The sequence below is a fragment of the Pseudomonas sp. KBW05 genome (assembly GCF_003852405.1).
Taxonomy (GTDB): Bacteria; Pseudomonadota; Gammaproteobacteria; order Pseudomonadales; family Pseudomonadaceae; genus Aquipseudomonas.
The window spans coordinates 59,247-79,149 of record NZ_QAJM01000013.1 but is presented as its reverse complement, the minus strand read 5'-3'; the positions used below and the strand labels follow the sequence as shown (position 1 = coordinate 79,149).

Sequence of the window (19,903 nt, the reverse complement as noted above, 5' to 3'; positions counted from 1 at the left end):
CGATGTTTGGTAAATTAAGTTGGGATGCGATCCCGTTCCACGAGCCGATTGTGATGATTACCATCGCCATGATCGCGCTGGGTGGTCTGGGGCTGTTTGCGGCAATCACTTATTTCAAGAAGTGGACCTACCTGTGGACCGAGTGGCTGACTTCGGTTGACCACAAGAAAATCGGTGTCATGTACATCATCGTGGCCATGGTCATGCTGCTGCGCGGCTTTGCCGACGCCATCATGATGCGTACCCAGTTGGCCATGGCCACCGAGGGTTCGCCTGGCTACCTGCCACCTGAACACTATGACCAGATCTTCACCGCCCACGGTGTGATCATGATCATCTTCATGGCGATGCCATTCTTCACCGGCCTGATGAACCTTGCAGTGCCGCTGCAGATCGGCGCGCGTGACGTTGCCTACCCGTTCCTGAACTCCCTGAGCTTCTGGCTGCTGGTTTCCGGCGTGGTGCTGATCAACGTATCCCTGGGCGTCGGCGAATTCGCCAAGACCGGTTGGGTTGCGTATCCGCCATTGTCGGGCCTGCAATACAGCCCTGGCGTGGGTGTGGACTACTACATCTGGGCCCTACAGTTATCAGGACTCGGGACGACGCTGACGGGGGTCAACTTCTTGGCCACCGTGCTGAAAATGCGCGCCCCTGGCATGAAACTGATGGACATGCCGATCTTCACCTGGACCTGCACCTGGGCCAACGTCCTGATCGTGGCTTCGTTCCCGATCCTGGCCGCTACCATGGCGCTGCTGTCGCTTGACCGTTACCTGGATTTCCACATTTTCACCAATGAACTTGGTGGCAATCCAATGATGTACGTGAACCTGTTCTGGGCATGGGGTCACCCTGAGGTGTACATCCTGATCCTGCCAGCGTTCGGTATCTTCTCCGAAGTGATCTCGACCTTTACCGGCAAGCGCCTGTTCGGTCACCACTCGATGGTTTACGCATCGGGCGCAATCTCTGTACTGGGCTTCATGGTTTGGCTGCACCACTTCTTCACCATGGGTTCGGGGGCGAGCGTCAACGCCTTCTTCGGCCTGGCGACGATGCTGATTTCCATCCCGACGGGGGTGAAGCTATTCAACTGGCTATTCACCATCTATCACGGTCGTCTGCGCATGACCAGCCAGGTTCTGTGGACCCTGGGCTTCATGGTGACCTTCGCCATCGGCGGCATGACTGGCGTACTGCTGGCCATTCCGGGTGCTGACTTCGTCCTGCACAACAGCCTGTTCGTGATCGCGCACTTCCATAACGTGATCATCGGTGGTGCGGTATTCGGTTACATCGCTGGTTTCAGCTTCTACTTCCCGAAAGCGTTCGGCTTCAAGCTGCACGAAGGTTGGGGCAAGGCTGCATTCTGGTTCTGGATCTCGGGCTTCTTCGTCGCGTTCATGCCGCTCTACGCTTTGGGCTTCATGGGCATGACCCGTCGTCTGAACGCTACTACCAACCCTGAGTGGGTGCCGTACCTGTACGTCGCCATGTTCGGTGCGATCATGATCGCGGTCGGTATCGCCTGCCAACTGATCCAGCTGTACGTGAGTATCCGTGACCGTAAGCAGAACGCTTGCGACTCCGGCGACCCATGGAATGGCCACACCCTGGAATGGTCGACCTCGTCGCCACCGCCGTTCTACAACTTCGCCGTGATCCCGACTGCGAACACTATCGATGCGTTCACCGAAGCCAAGGAAGACGGTACTGCGTACCAGAAGCCGGCTAAATACGAACCGATCCACATGCCAAGCAACACTGCCACTGGCGTGGTGATGGGTGCGCTGTTGACCGTGTTCGGTTTCGCGATGATCTGGCACATCTGGTGGCTGGCAATCGCAAGCCTGGTTGGCACTATCGGTTACTTCATCGTTCACGCAGCCCGTGACGATCAAGGCTACATGGTGCCGGTCGAAGAGATCGAACGCATCGAAGCCGAGCAGCACGCTCGCCTGGTAGCCGAGAAGAAGATCCCGGCCAACCGTGTTGAAACCTCGTTGGAACAGGCTTAAACCATGTCGAACTTAGTGACCAATGCTGGACACGCCCATGTCGATGACCATGGGCACGATGACCATCACCACGACTCGGGGCCGATGACCGTTTTCGGTTTCTGGCTCTACCTGATGACCGACTGCATCTTGTTTGCGTCGATCTTCGCGGTGTACGCGGTACTGGTAAACAACGTAGCGGGTGGCCCGTCGGGCCACGACATCTTCGAACTGCCTTACGTGCTCGGCGAAACCGCCTTGCTGTTGTTCAGTTCGATCACCTACGGCTTCGCCATGTTGGCCTTCTACAAGGGCAACAAGAAAGGCGTACTGAGCTGGTTGGGCCTGACCTTCCTGTTCGGCCTGGGCTTCATCGGCATGGAGATCAACGAGTTCCACCTGCTGATCTCCGAAGGCTACGGTCCGCACCGTAGTGGCTTCCTGTCCGCGTTCTTCACGCTGGTAGGCACCCACGGTCTGCACGTAACGGCCGGCCTGCTGTGGATGGCGGTGATGATGTATCAGGTCAATAAACACGGCCTGACCAACACCAACAAGACTCGCCTGAGCTGCCTGAGCCTGTTCTGGCACTTCCTGGACGTGGTCTGGATCTGCGTCTTCACCGTTGTTTACCTGATGGGGACTCTGTAATGGCTAATGCACACTCCCATGACCATGACAGCCACGATGCGAGCCACGGCAGCGTTAAGTCGTACGCCATCGGCTTCATCCTGTCGGTAATCCTGACGCTCATCCCGTTTGGTCTGGTGATGTACCCGACCCTGCCGAAATCGATCACCTTGATGATCGTGCTGGCATTCGCGGTGATTCAGGTTCTGGTTCACCTGGTGTACTTCCTGCACCTGGATCGTTCCAAAGAGCAGCGCGATAACGTGATTGCGTTTGTGTTCGCAGGGTTGGTAATCCTGCTGCTGGTTGGCCTGTCGATATGGATCATGTTCAGCATCCATACGTTCATGATGGCGAAGTGAGGTAAGACCCGATGTCGCTTAAGCACTTTATCCAAATCACCAAACCGGGGATCATTTTCGGTAACGTGCTTTCTGTGGCGGGCGGTTTCTTCCTGGCCTCCAAGGGACATGTCGATCTGGCCATTTTCCTGGCTGCGATGATCGGTACGTCCCTGGTGGTTGCTTCCGGTTGCGTGTTCAACAACTGCATCGACCGTGACATCGATATCAAGATGGAGCGCACCAAGAATCGTGTGCTGGTCCAGGGCCTAATCTCCCTGAAACTGGCACTGATCTATGCGACCGTCCTCGGTGTTGCCGGTGTGGCGTTGTTGTACAAGGTGGCCAACCCGCTGGCGGCGCTGTTTGCCGTGATCGGTTTTGTCATCTACGTCGGCCTATACAGCCTGTACCTCAAGCGCAAGTCCGTTCACGGCACGCTGGTGGGCAGTCTGTCGGGGGCGATGCCGCCGGTGATTGGTTATGTGGCTGTAACCAATAGCTTCGACATGGCCGCGCTGACGCTACTGGTGATGTTCAGCCTGTGGCAGATGCCGCACTCCTACGCCATTGCGATCTTCCGCTTCAATGACTACCTGGCTGCGTCGATTCCGGTTCTGCCGGTCAAGCGTGGCATCCAGGTGGCCAAGAAACACATCCTGCTGTACATCCTGGCCTTCCTTGTGGCGACCTTGATGTTGACCTTCAGTGGCTACGCCGGCATGAGCTACCTCGCCGTCGCCGCCGCCATGGGCATGTACTGGTTGTACATGGCCTGGACCGGCTACAAGGCGGTGGATGACACCGTCTGGGCGCGCAAGCTGTTCGTGTTCTCGATCTTCACCATCACCGCGCTCAGCGTGATGATGTCCCTGGATTTCCAAGTGCCGAAAGAGCTGTTGCTGACCTACGCTCACTGAGTGGACACGCAGTGAAAGAGCCCCGCCTTCGAGAGAAGCGCGGGGCTTTTTCTTGGGCGCGCGGTTAAATCGGACTACGCTTTTCTCGTCATACCTCTCTGTACGAGCTGTGCGAATCAATCACCCGCCTTACAAGGAGTTACCCCATGGTCAGCGTTAGTCGTCGGTCCCTTCTCGCCGTGGGCGCTGCCCTGCCATTGTTGGGGCGCCTGGATTGGGCGGTGGCCGCGCCGAAACCGGCAAAGTCTGACAAGGTGCGGCTCAATTACAACGAAAGCCCCTACGGCCCTTCAGGCGCTGCGCGTGAGGCAATGCAGCGCGGCATTGCCACGGCCGGGTTGTATCCCTACGGCCACATGTACGCGTTGGCCGGGCTGTTTGCCCAGCAGCAAGGGATTGCCGAGGAACAGGTGGCGGTGTTTGCAGGCTCCATGGCGGCGTTGCGCTTTGCGGTGCTGGCGTTCACCAGCGAAAGCCGTGGCCTGGTGATGGCCACGCCGTCCTATGAGGTTCCGCGCCAGGCGGCTGAATCGCGCAAGTCTCCGGTGAAAGAGGTCGCCCTCAATGCCGAGCACGCCCACGACGTGCCGGCAATGCTGGCTGCCGATCCTCAGGCCGGCATGCTCTACCTGTGCAACCCCAACAATCCTACCGGCACCATGACCCCCACCGAGTCGATCCGCCACGCCCTGGCAAACAAACCCAAGGGCAGCGTGCTGGTGGTGGACGAGGCCTACATCGACTTCTCCGACGCCCCCAGCGTGATCAGTTGGGTCAAGGACCACGACGACCTGCTGGTGCTGCGCACCTTCTCGAAAATCTACGGCATGGCGGGCTCCCGTGTTGGCCTGGCGATCGGCCATCCCAAGTTGCTGGAGCAACTGGCCGTGTTCGGCGGCGACAACGTCCCGGCCGGTTCCGCCCTGCTCGGCGCCAAGGCCAGCCTGGAAGACGTCAAGCTGCTGCCCCAGCGCAAGGCGCTCAATGCGCAACTGCGCGACGAGACCGTGGCCTGGCTGAAGGGGCGTGGTTTTACTTGCACCGTGTCCCAGAGCAACTGCTTCATGATCGACGTGAAGCAGCCGGCCGAGCAGGTCATCGAGCGCTTGGCAGAGCAGGGCGTGATGGTCGGGCGGGTGTGGAAAAACTGGCCGCAGTGGGTGCGGGTGACGGTGGGGAACAAGCAGGATATGCAGCGGTTTCGTGAGGCGTTTGAGGCGCAGGATGTACGGGCTGTGTAATCCGACACAAAACGAATGTGGCGTTGCTGACTTCTGGGCAGCTCGTCAGAAAGCCGAATTTGAGTTTGTAAAACTATAGGCAAGTTGCCTATAGTTTGCTCATGCGCTCAATCTTCTTCGAAACCTTATCGTTTACTGCCACCGTAGGTGATTACCTGACGGACGATGAGTATCGGGCGCTACAAAACGAGATGCAGTTGAATCCCCTGGCTGGCGATGTGATGCCCCGTACGGGAGGGTTTCGCAAACTCAGGTGGTCAGATGGCAGGCGCGGTAAAGGCAAGCGTGGCGGCTTGCGGATTATTTACTATTGGCTCACGACTGACGGTCACTTCTGGATGTTTGCAATCTATAACAAGGACGAATTGGAAAATTTGACTGCCGACCAAGAGAAGGCACTTAAGAAGGCCATAGAGGCCGAACTGAAAAAACGAGGTACCCCATGAAAAAGCGCGATCTATTTGCAGAGTTGATGCAGGGCGTTGAAGAGATGGCAGCGCACCGCGAAGGTAAAATTACCCTTCGGCAAAGCACTGTGGAGGATAAGCCGGCTCCCGAGGTATCAGCCCAAGAAATTGTGGCGTTGCGGGATAAGCTGCACATGTCGCAATCGGTGTTCGCCAGGAGCATACGCACCAGCCCCGGGACGCTGAAAAACTGGGAACAAGACAAGTCGAAACCCAACGCGCAGGCCGCACTCCTGATTCGGTTGGTCGAGAAGTTTCCCGATATGGTGGACCGACTGTCCACAGTCTGATCGAAAAAAGCCCCGCCTTCATCCGAAGTGCGGGGCTTTTTGTTGGGGGTGACCCAGGTTACTGCTGCGCGATACTGTAACCCTCAAACGCGCTCTGCTGCTGCAACGCAGCAATCACTGTCTTGCGGCTCAGCGGCTGCTCGGCGCCGGTGTTATCCACAAAGCTTTCCACTTCCAGCTCGGCTTCATCACCTTCACCGACAAAGCTGAAACCGAGGAATTCGAACGCCTCGCGGTCAACGTTCAGCTTCGAGCGCGGTGTACGCAATGGCAGGGTGACGCTGATGCCGTCCTTGCTGATCACAAACACTTCGGCTTCTTTCTTCGGGCGTGAGGCCTTGCTCTTGCCGGCGCTCGGGTTGCTGATGGCCTGGTGGCTCTGGTTCAGCACTTTCAACGCCAGGCCGTAGACCAGCTCCTGGAACTCGGGGTCGTCCTTGAAGCTGGACAGGATGCGGCTGATGGAGAACTTGCTGCTCAGGTCTTCCAGGGCGATGCTGTCGGCGGCTTCGGCGTCCTTGAGTTGCTTGAGCTGGCCCATCAGGTCGTAGGCTTTGTCGTCGTCAAAGGCGTCGTGGGCCTGGCGGATGGCCACGCGCAGCTCGCGGATCTGGTCGCTTTCCTTGGAGGTGTGAAACGCGTCCAGCACCATCTCGCTGATGATCTTGGCGGCGGGCACATGCTGTGAAAGATTGATGGCGTTTTCGTATTCAGCTTTGGATTGCAAGGCGACTACGGATTCTTCGTGGTGGGAATCAGACATTGAAATTTCACTACTTCAGTAAACGGGAGACAAAAAAGCGTCGCGCATTTTCAAGGCGTGGGGGGATCAGGTCAAGGCAGCACATTGCCCTCATCGCGACGCAAGGCGGCAAGCGCACGCTGCAGCTTGATGGCCCGCCCGCAAAACAGACCTACGGTAAATCCCGAGACCGCGCCGATGGTCGCCAGCATGCTCGGTGTGCTCAGCAACAACGGATGCACCGCCTGCTGGTAGCCGAAGTAATACTTCACCGCGAAGAACAGCTGCGAGATCAGCAGAGTCTTCCAGGTGCCCGCCAGCACCAGGGTTTCGCCATTGGCGTCGAGACGGGCGCCGTTGGCGTTGAACAGCAGCACCCCCACCAGGCTGCCGACCACGGCGCCGCCCGCCCAGGCGCTACTCGACAACAGTGAAGGCGCCAGCGACATCAGCGACCACAGCACCAGCACCACCGGCAGGATCAGCAGCGAGCGCCGATTCTCGCGCCCGCCCAGGCAGGCCTTGATGCCGTAGTAGCAAATCCACAGGTAAACCGCGTAAACCCAGAGGGGCGTGCCTTGGAGGATGTCGAGCATGGTGCGCTTCCGTGCGAGAGAGGTAAGGGCTGGATAGTCGTTGAGCCCTCGTCCTCTTGTCCATCGTTTTGCCCCTGACCCACATCAAAACCCCCCGCCGGTAAATCCGTTACAACACCCAAAGCCTGATGAACCCATAAAAACGACCACTGACCTGCGCCGAGGGGACCACCCCACGCCAGGTGATTAAAGGACTAACACGATGGCGCTTTCTCTTGCACGCCTGGCCATGCTGGGGGCGACGCTGTGTCTGGCGCTTCCCTTGCACGCCAACACCCCCGACACCCCGCTGATCGAACACGGCAAGTACGTCGCGCAACTGGGCGACTGCATCGCCTGCCACACCGCCAAGCAAGGCCAGGTGATGGCGGGCGGGCTGGAGCTGAGTACGCCGATGGGCACGATCTTCTCCAGCAACATCACGCCCGACCGTGAAACCGGCATCGGCAACTACACCTTCGAGCAATTCGACCGGGTCATGCGTGAAGGGGTCACGCCGAGCGGTATGAACCTTTACCCGGCGATGCCGTATCCGTCCTACGCGAAGATGAGCGAGGAGGATATGCGTGCCCTGTACGCCTACCTGATGCAAGGCGTCGAGCCGGTGCAGCAAGCCAACCTCGAAGCGGACATGGGTTTCCCGTTCAACCAGCGCTGGGGCCTGGCGCTGTGGAATTTTGCCTTTGTCGACAAACGGCCGTTCGCACCTGACCCGGCGCGGGATGAGTCGCTCAACCGTGGCGCGTACCTGGTCCAGGGCCTGGGCCATTGCGGTTCCTGCCACACGCCGCGCGGCATCGCCTTCCAGGAAAAAGCCCTGAGCGATGAAGGCAGCAGCGGCCAGCACTACCTGGCCGGTGAAACCGTTGAGCACTGGCGCGCCCTGAGCCTGCGTAACCTGTGGACCGTGGAAGACACCGTGCAATTGCTCAAGACCGGGCAAAACCGCTTTGCCACAGTCGCCGGCAACATGGCCGATGTGATTCACCACAGCACCCAGCACTTCAGCGAGGACGACCTCACCGCCATCGCCCGCTACCTCAAATCCCTGCCACCGGGCAAAGACGACCTGCCGATGCCGTCCGTGGCCCACGCACCCGCAGCGCCGCCGGCGGACTTGTTCACCAGCCGTGGCGGCCTGGGTTATATGCAGTTCTGCAGCGACTGCCATCGCAGCGACGGCGCCGGTGTCAAAGGCCTGTTCCCGCCGCTGGCGGGCAACCCGAGCATTGCGTCCAACAACCCGACGTCGCTGCTGCATATCACCCTCACGGGCTGGGAAACCGCGCAAACCGCCGCTCATCCACGGGTCTACACCATGCCCGGCTTCGCCCGCCTGGCGGATCAGGAAATCGCCGAGATCCTCAGCTTTGTGCGCACGCGCTGGGGCAACGAGGGCACACCCATCAGCGCCGCCCAGGTGAAAAAGCTGCGCGACCAACTCAACCCGGCCACCACCGATTCATCGGCGTTCGAAACCCCGCGCCTGGCCGATCTGCTCGCCGCACCCAACGCCGATCAAGTGGTGCGCGGCATGCGCCTGCACCTGCAAACCAAGGCGCTGCTGCCGGACAACGTGGGCAATTCGCTCAATTGCACCAGTTGCCATCTCAACGCTGGCACCGTGGCGGACGGCTCGCCGTTTGTCGGCGTGTCGGCCTTCTTCCCCAGCTACGCGCCGCGTGCCGGCAAGGTGGTGACCCTGGAAGAGCGCATCAACGGCTGCTTCCGTCGCTCGATGAATGGCAAGCCTCTGGCGCCGCAATCGGCGGATATGCAAGCGATGGTTGCCTACTTCGACTGGATGAAAAACAACACCCGGCCCGAAGACAAAGTCGCCGGGCGCGGCGTGGGCAAGGTCGATCCGGCGATCAAGCCGGACTTGGCCAATGGCCAGGCGGTGTACGCCAAGCAATGCGCGGTATGCCATGGTGACAACGGCCAGGGCCTGGCGCGGGCCGACGGCGAGCTGATCTACCCACCTCTGTGGGGTGAGCAATCGTTCAATATCGGCGCCGGCATGGCCCGCACTTACACGGCGGCGGCGTTCGTCAAACGCAATATGCCGATCGGCTTCCACGAGAAATTCCCGTTGGGCCAGGGCGGTTTGTCCGACCAGGACGCGGTGGACGTGGCGGCCTACTTCTCGGGGCAACCGCGCCCGGACTTCCCGGACAAGGTCAAAGACTGGCCCAACGGCGGCAAGCCCGTGGATGCCCGCTACTAGGTCAACTGCCGCAGGCACGCCTCAAGGATATTCAGGCCTTCCTCCAGCACCGCGGGCTCAATGGTCAGCGGTGCGAGCAAACGGATGATATGCCGCGACTTGCCGCTGGGCATCAGCAGCAAGCCGGCATCCCGCGCCAGGCCCAGCAATTGGGCCAGTTGCTGTGGGGCGGGCGTGCCGTCGGCGTGGGCCAATTCGATACCGCGCATGGCGCCGACGCCGGTCAGGCGGCCCAGGTAGGGTGACAGGCCTTGCGCCCGCCAGCGCTCATAGCGGCCGACGATGGCTTCTTCCTGCTGCGCACCCCAGCTTTTCAGGTGGGCATCGCTCATCGCCTCCAGGGTGGCCAAGGCTGCCGCGCAGGCGATGGGGTTGCCGGAGTAGGTGCCACCCAGCCCGCCCTTGGGCAGGTTGTCGAGCAACGCCTGGCGCCCGACCACCGCACCCAGCGGCACGCCACCGGCGATGCTTTTGCCGAGCAGGATCAGGTCCGGCTCGATACCCAACCGCGAAAAGGCAAAGCGCTGGCCAGTCCGACCAAAGCCCGATTGGATTTCATCGGCAATCAGCAGGATGTTTTTCTCATCACAGAAGCGCCGCAGGGCTTGGGCGAATTCCCTGTCCAGGGCAAGGAAACCGCCTTCGCCCTGCACCGGCTCAATGATGAAACAGGCCACGTCGTTGACGTCGATTTCCACGCTGAACAGACGGTCCATGGCCTTCAGGGCTTCGTCGCAGGTCACGTCGTTATCGGCACTGGGGTAGGGCAGGTGATACACAGGGCCGGGTAATACGCCGACCTTCTGCTTATAGGGCGCCACCTTGCCGTTGAGGTTCAGGGTGGCCAGGGTGCGCCCATGAAAGGCGCCGTCAAATGCGATCACTGCCGTGCGGCCGGTGGCGCCGCGCACGATCTTCAAGGCGTTTTCCGCCGCTTCCGCGCCGCTGTTGGTGAGCATGCCGCTGACCGGGTAGTCCACCGGGATAAACGCGGTGAGGCGTTCCATCAGTTCGATGTAAGGCGCGTGGGGGGCAGCGTTGAAGGCGTAGTGGGTCAACTTTGTCGCTTGCTCACGAATCGCGTCCACCACGCCGAGGTGGCAATGGCCGAGGTTGAGCACGCCAATGCCGCCGACAAAATCGATGTAGCGCTTGCCCGTGCTGTCCCAGACCTCGGCGTTCTTGCCGTGGCTGAGGGTGATGGGGTGGACGATGGAAATCGACTGGCTGATGGTTGGGCGGCTCATGAATCCTCGACTCGGCGGTGGCGGGCGTCTTTTTATCTAAGCTGCGCGCCAGGCCTTGGCACAAACGAAATAAAGTCGCCGGGTCATTCCAAATCGGAACGAGTTGTTGCCGAAAGGTCGTTTGTGGCAATGCGCCCAAGGGCTTGATACTGCCTGACCAATAAGAATCGACAGGGAGAGCAGCGCATGAAATACCTCAAGAACACCTTGGTCGCCATCACCTGCGCTTGGGCGGCGAGCGCCCAGGCGGGCGTGACCCTCGATGCGATCCAGAAAAAAGGCTTTATCCAGTGCGGTGTCAGCGATGGCCTGCCGGGCTTTGGCGTGCCGGACAGCACAGGCAAGATGACCGGCATCGATGTGGACGTGTGCCACGCGGTCGCTGCGGCCGTGTTCGGCGATGCGTCAAAGGTGAAGTTCAGCCAACTGACCGCCAAGGAGCGTTTCACTGCGTTGCAGTCCGGCGAAATCGATCTGATCTCGCGTAACACCACCTGGACCAGCTCTCGCGATACGGGCATGGGCCTGGTGTTCACCGGTGTGACGTACTACGACGGCATCGGCTTTCTGGTGAACAACAAACTGGGGGTGACCGGGGCCAAGCAGTTGGATGGCGCCACCGTGTGTATCCAGGCGGGCACCACCACCGAGCTCAACGTCGCCGACTACTTCCGCACCCATGGCATGAAGTTCACGCCGATCACCTTCGACACCGCCGACGAAAGCGCCAAGGGCCTCGAGGCCGGGCGCTGCGACGTGCTGACCACCGACCAGTCGGGCCTATATGCCCAGCGCATCAAGATGGCCCACCCGGACGAGTTTGTGGTGTTGCCGGAGATTATCTCCAAGGAACCCCTGGGCCCGCTGGTGCGCAAGGGCGATGACGAGTGGTTCAGCATCGTCAAGTGGACCCTGTTTGCCATGCTCAATGCCGAGGAAATGGGCATCACCTCGCAAAACGTCGAAGAACAGGCGAAGACCACCAAGAACCCGGACGTCGCCCGTTTGCTCGGTGCCGACGGCGAGTACGGCAAGGACCTCAAGCTGCGCAAGGACTGGGTGGTGCAGATCGTCAAGCAGGTGGGCAATTACGGCGAAGTGTTCGAACGCAACATCGGCCAGGGCAGCGTGCTGAAGATCAAGCGCGGGCTTAATGCGTTGTGGAATAACGGCGGTATCCAGTACGCGCCGCCGGTCAGGTAAGCACGCAGATCCAGTGTGGGAGCTGGCTTATGTGGGAGCGGGCTTGCTCGCGAATGCGGAGTGTCAGTCGATAGATGTTTGACTGATACACCGCATTCGCGAGCAAGCCCGCTCCCACACAAGCCTCACCCACATTTGATCGTTGTCACCTACTCCGAAACCACATCCTTGCCCGCCGCCTTGGACCGGTACAAAGCCTGATCGGCCCGCGCCATCAGCGCAGCCGGAGATTCACCGGGGTGACGCTGCACCACCCCCAGGCTCAAGCTCACTTTGAAGCTGCCCAGGGTCGGCATCTGCGCGACTTTTTCGCGAATGCGCTCGGCCAGTGCCCTTGCCGTTTCCAGGTCGCCTTGTGGCAGCACCACCATGAACTCATCGCCGCCCCAGCGCGCCAGCAAGTCTGTCGGGCGTAGGCAGGCCTCCAGGGTTTCGACCACATGCACCAGCGTCTGATCGCCCACGGCGTGGCCGTAGCGGTCATTGATCGGCTTGAAATCATCGATATCCATGGCCACCAGTGCCAGCGGCAGGCGGAAACGCTCGGCGCGGTCGCATTCTTCCAGCAGCACTTTTTCCAGGCGGTAGCGGTTGGCCACACGGGTCAGCGTGTCGCGCTCGGCCAGGGAGCGGTTTTCGTCCAGTTGCAGCAGTAACTGTTGGTTGACCCGTGACAACTCACGGGTGCGCTCGGCTACCAGGGCTTCAAGGGATTGATTGCGCCGTTCCAACTGCTCGATGGAACATTTGCGCGTATGGATATCACGATGGGCGCCGACCATGCGCGCGACCGAACCGTCGGGGTTGCGCGCAACGATGTAGCCACGGTCTTCGATCCACAGGTAAGTGCCGTCTGCTTTTCGGCAGCGGTACTCGGCTTGGTAGTGAGGGGTGTGTTGGTGGATGTAGCTATCAAACACCGTCATCACCTGGGGGTAATCCTCGGGGTGGATCACGTTCTCCCAGGTGAACACGCTGTTTTCCAGGGAGTGTCGGGGGTAGCCGAGCATTTCGTACCAGCCGGGGCTGCGGTACACAAAACCGGTATTGGCGTTCCAGTCCCAGATCCCGTCGCTGACCAACTCCATGACGGCGTGCAGCATGTCGGCGTTCAGGTCGGAAAAGTCATTCCTCATCGGTTTGCTGCTGGATGTATCGTCCATTTGCGCTTCCTGCGTGGGCTGGCGCCCAAGGCCAGTCATGGTTGACGCCGATACTCCGTGGCTGGGGGCTACTGTACATCGCGGCTTGCGGGGTTTGAATAGGGTGGGTGCGGTGCTTTAGTGGAGGTGGCGATGGGCTATTACTGCGGCGGCACCATCCTCGTCCGTGGCTTCCCATCCGCGTTGTGTTGGTAGATCGCCTCAGGCTGGCCCTGCTCGTTGAAGAACACCTGGCCAATCCCCGCCGAATTCCACAATCGTTCACCCGCTTCAGCGTGTTCCGGGATATGCGGTACCACCTGCATGGTGCGCCGGCGGGTGAACCAGTTCAGCGGCGAGCGCGGTGAGTAGAGCCAGCGGTTGAGGCGGTCGAACCATTCCAGCAGGCGTGGCGGGAATTCGTTCTTGATGCCGCTGCTGGTGATTTGCCAGATCTTCGGCCCGGCGTTGCGGTGACGGATCAGCACTTCGTAGACAAACGAGTAGTGCACGTCCCCCGAGAGGATTACGTAGTTACCCGGTGTGCGGGAGTGGCGGAAGATGTTGAGGATCACTTGGGCCGCGCCGCGATGGGCCATCCAGTTTTCGGCGTCTACCAGCAGCGGGTAGCCGCACCAGCTGAACACCTTTTGTATGGTCTCGATCAGCTTCACGCCAAAGATCGGTGCGGGCGAGACGATGATGGCGCTCGGATGATCCAGCAGCTCCTGTTGCAGTTCGCTCAAGGCTTCCCAATCCAGCAGGCCGGAGGGTTGCGTGAGGTTGAACTCGCTGCGCCAGCGGCGGGTGCGGGTGTCGAGCACCACCAGGGCGGGCGTGGTCGGCAATACGTAGTGCCAGTGCTGGAATTTCAACAGGGCTTCGAGCAGTGCATCCTGTTTGTTCGCGTCGAGATGATTGCCCTGGGCCCCTGCGGTGAGTGTCTGGGTCTGCCCCAGCAACTCGCCGAAGACATCTGGCTGGTTGCCCCAGCCCTGGCACAGCAGGTAGGCCAGCAGCGCGTTACCAATGATGCGCTTGGAGAACGGGTGGCCGTAGGCGGTTTCTTCCCACTGGGCGCTGAGGTTCCAGTCGTCGGTGATGTCGTGGTCATCGAAGATCATCAGGGTGGGCAGGTGGGCGAATACCCGCGCGACCCCTGGCAGGCCATCGCGAAAGCGCTCGATCTGCACCTGTTCGCGGGTATAACGCTTTTGTTCTTCAGCGCTCAATTGCGGCGGTTCTAGGGTGATCAGCGTCCAGGGTATGGGCGACCACACCAGCAAGTACATGGCGATGACTTCGGCGAAGGTCACCAAGTGATTGTCGGCGGTGCTGCTGGTGAAGATCGGCTTCTTTACGCCGCCAAAAAAACGCTCGCGCAGGGTCTCGTTGCTGTCCAGCGCTGGCAGCAGGTCGGCGCGATGGTAGTAGCTGGCGCGGTGCTTGTAGAGGCTGCGGCTGTCATCGACCACGGCGCCTTCGAGGTATTCGTCGAACAGGCCCAGCCGCTCGATCAGCGTATGAATCGCCCGCAGCATCGGCCCGGCGACATCGTCGGCGTAGATCTGGTCGCCACTCATCATCAACAGGGCCGGGCGCTCGGCCGGGGTATGGGCGCCGGCCAGCAGGCGGTCTACGCATAACAAGCCTTCGTCGGCGTTGTGATGGGGTTTGCGGCATGAGCCGTGTACCAATTGTTGGAGGCGACTGTGCAGGACGAAGCTGGGCATCGTTGTGCCTGGGTACAGCAAGTGGGGAGCCCACTGAGCAATGCCGCAATCGTCTATCAGCACATCAAAGCCGATGCTGACATCCTCGGGCAATCGTTCAGCCAGTGGCACATCGATCAGATAGATAAAGGCGTGAGCGCCAACAGGAACGACCAGGCAATGAGCCTCAAGGGCAATAGCCAGTGTTGTCTGGGGAAGTTGCAGCCTTAGGACCGGCGTCAGTTCCCGGCTCGCCACGAACCAAAGCACCAGGCGGGTGGGCTCCAGGCGACGCAGAATGGGGCCGGCAAGCACGCAGGGTAGTGACGACGGATCGGGCATGAAACGGGCAGCTCAAGTTGAACGACAGGAGTGCAGGATAACGCAGTGAATGTCGGCGTTTCGTTAAGGGATTGCAGAACGGAGAAGTCATTGAAAGAGGCACTCATACAGAGGAAGCAGAACGGTTTGGTTCTGCTTCTTTTGAGGCTGTTTAGTTAGGTGTTAACTTACAGTAAGTTACCTCGGCCGAGGCTGTTCAAACCACCGCTGTTGCGTCGACGGGGCTTATCAATATTCGATGTGGTTTCAAAGTCCGCAGCCTGTGTGAAAGATTGATCAAGGCTGCGCTTGGTGCGCGTGTTCGGCTGTTCATTGGCTTGAGTGTCTGGCGCGACAGGGTATTGAACAGGGTAGGTGCTGATAGAGTTGATCATGGTTGTATACCTATGTTGAATCGTAGAGTTGAGGTTTTACATGGCATGTTCTTCCCTGTAACAGTGCGAGAGATAAGTTAGAGGCATTTGGTTTGTTTGGCGAGTGATTGAATGTTGCTAGTTGTGGATGAAGTTATTGTTTATTATGAAAAAAATAGCGTGAGGTTATTGAGGTTTTATTAAGCCTTGCTTAATTGCACTTGGCGCTGTGTGAACCAATAGATGCAAAGTGTGTATCAGTGCTGAACAGGCAGCACGGGCAGCAAGGCTGCCCGGCTAGCCAATCGATCAGCTATGGACGCTGCCCGTCACTTTGGGCACCGTGAAACGGAACTCACTGCCACGCCCCACCTCACTTTCAGCCACAATCTTGCCGCCATGGGCCTGGATGATGCCTTGGGTGATATACAGCCCCAAGCCACTGCCGGTGGGGTTGTTTTCGGTCTGGGTCCAATAGCGATCAAACACGTGTGGCAGTTGCTCCGGCGCGATGCCTTCACCGGAGTCGCGCACCGAAAACACGATCTCTTCGCCGTTGCTCATGGCGCTGATGCCAATATTGCCCTGGCGTGGGGTGAACTTGATGGCATTGCCGATGAGGTTGGACAGCACCTGGAACAAACGCTCCGGGTCAGCATTGATCTGCAGGCCAGGCTCGGCGTTGAACGACAGGTCGATGCCTTTTTCCATCGCCAAGGGCGCCAACAGGGAATAGGCCTCTTCAAAGATCTGGCTGACATCCAGCGCCACCGGCTTGACCACGTAGCGGCCGGCTTCGATTTTCGAGGTGTCGAGCAAATCTTCCAGCAACACATTCATCCGCCCGGCGGCCTGTTGCATGGTGTCGATAGCCGAGGAAATCCGCCGAGAGGTATGGGGGCCATCGGAGCTGAACGCCTTTTGCATCATGCCGCAGAGCATGGAGATGACCGTCATCGGGTTGCGCAGGTCGTGGGAAACCACCGCGACCAGCTCATCACGTGCACGCACGGCCTGTTGCTCGCGCAGTACCTGGCGTGCCAGGTCGTTTTCCAGGGCGGAACGGCGCAGGTCGTTGGCGGCGAAACGGTCTCCATGGCTCCACTTGGTGGAGATGCCGGCCATTTCCACCTTCCAGATCTCAAACGAGGTGCGTGGGCGAAGGCGCAGGCCGGCGTCGGAGTTTTCCAGGTCCAGTGGTTTTTTCGGGTCACCGCTCCAGTTGATGTTCTCTTTCACTTCCGGGCGGAACCACAGCACGCCGTTATCCACAGGCTTGGGCAGGCTCATGGCCAATACCCCACTGGCCACCTGCTGGAACTCGGCCGCCGGCGGGTAAACCGACGCCAGGTTATGGCTGGAAAACACCGGCTCGCCGCTCTCTTGCAGCCACTTGTGCAAGGCGCGGATCTGCGCCGGCTCCGGGCAGTTGCCGTAGCGGTGCAGTTGCTTGTCTTCGATGATCGCCACGCCGCCGGACAGGGTCAGGTCCATCAGCAACTGGCCTTGCTGGGCCAGGCCGTCGAAGACGTTTTCCTGCGACGCTTTCATCGCTTGATCCAGCAGGGCCAGGGCCTCGACTTTCTCCTCGCGCTGGCGGCTCAGGTCCAGGGCTTCCATGGCACTGATCTGCAGCGACAGCACCTGGCCAATGGTCTGGCAGGCGGTACGCAAGTCATTGGGCACCAGCAATGGCTCGCGGTTGCCGCAACTTATCAAGCCCCAGAGCTTGTCGCCCTTCATCAGCGAGATGCTCATGGACGACAGCACGCCCATGTTCTGCATGTACTGGCAATGAATCGGCGACACGCTGCGCAGGGTGGCGAAGCTCAGATCCAGTGGCTGGCCGGTGTCCGGGCGCAGCTTGGGCAGCAGCGGCACCGGCTCATACGCCGCGTTGGGGATGATGCGCAGCCAGTTGGTGCGATACAGCTCGCGGGCCTGTTCGGGGATGTCGGATGCCGGGAAGAACAGCCCGTTGAAAAGCTCCATGCTTGGCGCCGACGCTTCGGCGATCACCTGGCCGTGGCCTTCGTCTTCGAAGCGGTAGATCAGCACGCGGTCGTAACCGGTCATGGCCTGGATTTCATTCACGCTGATTTCGTACAGCGCTTGCAGGGTTTTCGCCGCCTGCAAACGTTGCAGCATCTTGCCCAGGTCACTGGTGCGACCGTTCAACGCCCGTGGGCGGAAATCCTTGAGCAGCGGTTCGAACTCCAGCACCAACACGTTTTGATGGCGGTGCAGCAATCCTTCGAATGGCGCCTCGTTAAAGCTGACATGCAGTGGCGGGGCGTCGAAAAACGTATTGTTTTCGGCCATGGTCGCGACGGCGTTGGCGGGTTCGGCGCCCAGTAGCGCATGCAGCGGTTGGCCCAGCAGCGTTTCGGGCGCGTGGCCGAACAGGGTGGCGACGTTGGCGCTGACCTGGATGATCGCAAGGTCTGGCTCCGACAAGGTCAGCAACACGCCATGGGGCTGGATCGCCCCCGGAAAACGAATGGGCTCGTCGGCACAGTTGGCAAGCAGCTCTTCAAAATCTTCGGGTTTCATAGCAGTACCTCCTGGCTGTCGAGCCATTGCTCAAAACAGCTGAATGTTGAGCGGGCTGCATCCACCGCGCGCTGTTTTGCACACACATCCAGCGGCTGGCGGCCCAGGTAATCGAGAAAATCCTTCCAGCGCCGACCGGTCTCGGCACCGTATACATTGAGAAACGCGCCGCCGTTGTCGGCGTCCAGGGCCAGGCGCTGGGCCATTTCCCGGCGCAATACCTGGCCGCCGAGGGTCGCGCCTTCCAGCACATACAGGGCGCCGAGGCAGGCAGCAGGGGTGTCGAGGGGCGGGAGTGCGCAGCAACGGGGCAGGGCATTGATGGCCGGGTTATCCAGGCCCAGGGCGTGAAGATCGCTCACGAGGGTCGGCGTTTTCACACGCAGTACCTGATCGAAACCATCAGGGATCAGGGCACCTTCATCCAGTGCCGCTTCCATCGGCTGATAAAAGCCGTAACACGCCTGGAGCAAGCGCCCGTACCAGTCGGCATCCAGGCGTTCGCAGAAAAACGGCAGGCGTTTCTCCAGCGCTACGTGCAGCAGGGCAGTGCCTGTGCGCAACGCTTCCAGCAAAGTGGGCGCACCAACGTCATGGGCCTGTGAATGCATTCAATAAGCTCGAACTGTGGGCCTTCCGGCCATGAATGACGCGTGGAAATGGGCGACGATTCTACACACCTCAAAGCCGTCAGCTGTGCGCACAAGGCGAAACAGCTGACCAGCGGATCAGAAAAGTCGCTCCATGCCTCATTAATGACCGTAGAGCGTGTTGCGAAGTTCGGTTTAAGTGATGTCGTGAAGCTATCAGTGCATGGACGGCCCCTGCGCAGTCAGCGCCGTTTGCACCTGTTCCAGCAAATGCTCGGCGCTCCACGGCTTGGGCAGGAATCGCACGGAACCGCCCAGTTGCGCCGCCAACTTGGTGTTGCCGGACGTCAGCAACACCGGCACCCCCGGCCAGCGATGCGCCACCACCCGGCTCAAGTCGTAGCCGTTGAGCAAACCCGGCATCTGAATATCACTGACAATCAGGTCCACTGGCTCATCGCCGCGTTCCAGGTAAATCATCCCTTCATCCGCCGAAGGAAACGACGTTACCAGCGCCCCGAATTCCTCCAGCACATCCACCATTAACGACCGAATGATCTCGTCGTCTTCCAGCACTAAAATCGATGGCTGAGCCATGATCCTTACTCCACCATCAGGGTTCATAGGGGTGGAGTAGAACACGCCTGCATAGGTTCGATTGGATGTGTTTGAGGCGATGGGTGGTCATAAGGATGTGCTTGCTGGATACTCCGCCCACCTCAAGCCCCCGCACAAGGCAGCCCACCGTGACCGACCCGGATATCGGCAACCGCATGATCAAAGTCGACCATGCCGGCGAACATGGCGCGATCTGCATCTACAGCGGCCAGTTGTTCATGGCCCGGCTGTTTGTCCCCGGCATGGTGGCCGAACTCCAGGAATTCCTCAGCCACGAACGGCGCCACCGCGAGGTGTTCAGGGCCGAGTTGCAACGTCGTGGCTACCGGCGCTGCCGCAGTTACTGGCTGTGTGGCCTTGGCGGATTGGTGCTGGGATTAATCACCGGGGTGTGCGGGCGCAAGGCCATCGTCGCCACCACCGTTGCCGTGGAAAGCGTGGTGCTGCGCCACCTGGCCCATCAACTGCACACACTGCGCGACATCGACCCACAGGCCTTGGCGGCGATTGCCTCGATTGTCGAAGAAGAACAACACCACCACGACCACTCGGCGGCCCAGATTGATGTGGGTGACCCTTGGTTCCGTGGGCTGACGCCAGTGGTCACAGCGTGGACCGAAGCCGTGATCTGGATGGGCATGCGTTCCTGACAAACAGGCATAATTGCCCGCGATACCTGATGGGGAACC

The 19,903-nt window shown here is 60.0% G+C and carries 19 protein-coding genes; 10 read left to right on the top strand and 9 right to left on the bottom strand.

The window, feature by feature from the left end:
- Positions 1-2: 2 nt before the first annotated feature.
- The 7 genes from cyoB (at position 3) to DBR46_RS12400 (ending at position 5,889) form a co-directional block, all read left to right on the top strand.
- Positions 3-2,021 (top strand): cytochrome o ubiquinol oxidase subunit I, encoded by a 2,019-nt coding sequence (cyoB, locus tag DBR46_RS12430; protein ID WP_017734787.1) that lies wholly within the window; start codon positions 3-5, stop codon positions 2,019-2,021.
- Between the two features lie 3 nt (positions 2,022-2,024).
- Entirely contained in the window at positions 2,025-2,651 is a 627-nt protein-coding gene (locus DBR46_RS12425) for a cytochrome o ubiquinol oxidase subunit III (protein WP_017734786.1), read from the top strand.
- Positions 2,651-2,992, top strand: a complete 342-nt coding sequence (gene cyoD / locus DBR46_RS12420) for a cytochrome o ubiquinol oxidase subunit IV (protein ID WP_010206434.1) — start codon at positions 2,651-2,653, stop codon at positions 2,990-2,992. Before DBR46_RS12425 ends, cyoD begins: the two co-directional genes overlap by 1 nt.
- An 11-nt stretch (positions 2,993-3,003) precedes the next feature.
- Positions 3,004-3,891, top strand: a complete 888-nt coding sequence (cyoE, locus tag DBR46_RS12415) for a heme o synthase (RefSeq protein WP_003194050.1) — start codon at positions 3,004-3,006, stop codon at positions 3,889-3,891.
- A 146-nt stretch (positions 3,892-4,037) separates the two neighbouring features.
- Complete coding sequence (locus tag DBR46_RS12410; protein WP_124526436.1) at positions 4,038-5,132, top strand: pyridoxal phosphate-dependent aminotransferase; 1,095 nt, start codon at positions 4,038-4,040, stop codon at positions 5,130-5,132.
- Positions 5,133-5,233: 101 nt separating this feature from the next.
- On the top strand, positions 5,234-5,578 hold the full coding sequence (locus tag DBR46_RS12405) for a toxin (RefSeq protein WP_124526435.1): 345 nt from the start codon (positions 5,234-5,236) through the stop codon (positions 5,576-5,578).
- Entirely contained in the window at positions 5,575-5,889 is a 315-nt protein-coding gene (locus tag DBR46_RS12400) for a DNA-binding transcriptional regulator (protein WP_124526434.1), read from the top strand. Before DBR46_RS12405 ends, DBR46_RS12400 begins: the two co-directional genes overlap by 4 nt.
- Before the next feature lie 58 nt (positions 5,890-5,947).
- Here DBR46_RS12400 and DBR46_RS12395 read toward each other — a convergent pair whose 3' ends face one another.
- The gene (locus DBR46_RS12395; RefSeq protein ID WP_017734783.1) at positions 5,948-6,652 is read right to left on the bottom strand and encodes a hypothetical protein; all 705 of its coding nucleotides are present in this window, start codon (positions 6,650-6,652) and stop codon (positions 5,948-5,950) included.
- Between the two features lie 71 nt (positions 6,653-6,723).
- A complete protein-coding gene (locus DBR46_RS12390; protein WP_124526433.1) occupies positions 6,724-7,227 on the bottom strand; it encodes a hypothetical protein in 504 nt (167 codons plus the stop codon).
- 202 nt (positions 7,228-7,429) lie between these two features.
- On the opposite strand from DBR46_RS12390, the gene DBR46_RS12385 reads away from it, so the two are divergent.
- Entirely contained in the window at positions 7,430-9,454 is a 2,025-nt protein-coding gene (locus tag DBR46_RS12385) for a c-type cytochrome (protein WP_124526432.1), read from the top strand.
- Here DBR46_RS12385 and DBR46_RS12380 read toward each other — a convergent pair.
- Positions 9,451-10,701, bottom strand: coding sequence for an aspartate aminotransferase family protein (locus DBR46_RS12380; RefSeq protein ID WP_124526431.1), 1,251 nt, complete (start codon positions 10,699-10,701; stop codon positions 9,451-9,453). The two genes, DBR46_RS12385 and DBR46_RS12380, sit on opposite strands and share 4 nt — an antisense overlap.
- A gap of 186 nt (positions 10,702-10,887) precedes the next feature.
- On the opposite strand from DBR46_RS12380, the gene DBR46_RS12375 reads away from it, so the two are divergent.
- Entirely contained in the window at positions 10,888-11,904 is a 1,017-nt protein-coding gene (locus tag DBR46_RS12375) for an amino acid ABC transporter substrate-binding protein (RefSeq protein WP_124526430.1), read from the top strand.
- A 149-nt stretch (positions 11,905-12,053) separates the two neighbouring features.
- Here the strand turns inward: DBR46_RS12375 and DBR46_RS12370 are convergent, their stop codons facing one another.
- The 6 genes from DBR46_RS12370 to DBR46_RS12345 form a co-directional block, all read right to left on the bottom strand.
- Positions 12,054-13,067, bottom strand: a complete 1,014-nt coding sequence (locus DBR46_RS12370; protein ID WP_124526429.1) for a sensor domain-containing diguanylate cyclase — start codon at positions 13,065-13,067, stop codon at positions 12,054-12,056.
- A gap of 140 nt (positions 13,068-13,207) precedes the next feature.
- Entirely contained in the window at positions 13,208-15,100 is a 1,893-nt protein-coding gene (locus DBR46_RS12365) for an alkaline phosphatase D family protein (protein WP_124526428.1), read from the bottom strand.
- 167 nt (positions 15,101-15,267) lie between these two features.
- Positions 15,268-15,474 (bottom strand): hypothetical protein, encoded by a 207-nt coding sequence (locus DBR46_RS12360; RefSeq protein WP_124526427.1) that lies wholly within the window; start codon positions 15,472-15,474, stop codon positions 15,268-15,270.
- 288 nt (positions 15,475-15,762) lie between these two features.
- Positions 15,763-18,006 carry an ATP-binding protein gene (locus DBR46_RS12355; protein ID WP_124526426.1) on the bottom strand — a complete coding sequence of 748 codons (2,244 nt, stop codon included), beginning with the start codon at positions 18,004-18,006 and terminating at the stop codon, positions 15,763-15,765.
- Positions 18,003-18,617: a biliverdin-producing heme oxygenase gene (locus DBR46_RS12350; protein ID WP_124526425.1), complete on the bottom strand. Its 615-nt coding sequence runs from the start codon at positions 18,615-18,617 to the stop codon at positions 18,003-18,005. Before DBR46_RS12350 ends, DBR46_RS12355 begins: the two co-directional genes overlap by 4 nt.
- 195 nt (positions 18,618-18,812) lie before the next feature.
- Positions 18,813-19,193 carry a response regulator gene (locus tag DBR46_RS12345; protein WP_124526424.1) on the bottom strand — a complete coding sequence of 127 codons (381 nt, stop codon included), beginning with the start codon at positions 19,191-19,193 and terminating at the stop codon, positions 18,813-18,815.
- Between the two features lie 149 nt (positions 19,194-19,342).
- On the opposite strand from DBR46_RS12345, the gene DBR46_RS12340 reads away from it, so the two are divergent.
- Positions 19,343-19,864, top strand: a complete 522-nt coding sequence (locus DBR46_RS12340; protein ID WP_256659284.1) for a demethoxyubiquinone hydroxylase family protein — start codon at positions 19,343-19,345, stop codon at positions 19,862-19,864.
- Positions 19,865-19,903 lie beyond the last annotated feature (39 nt).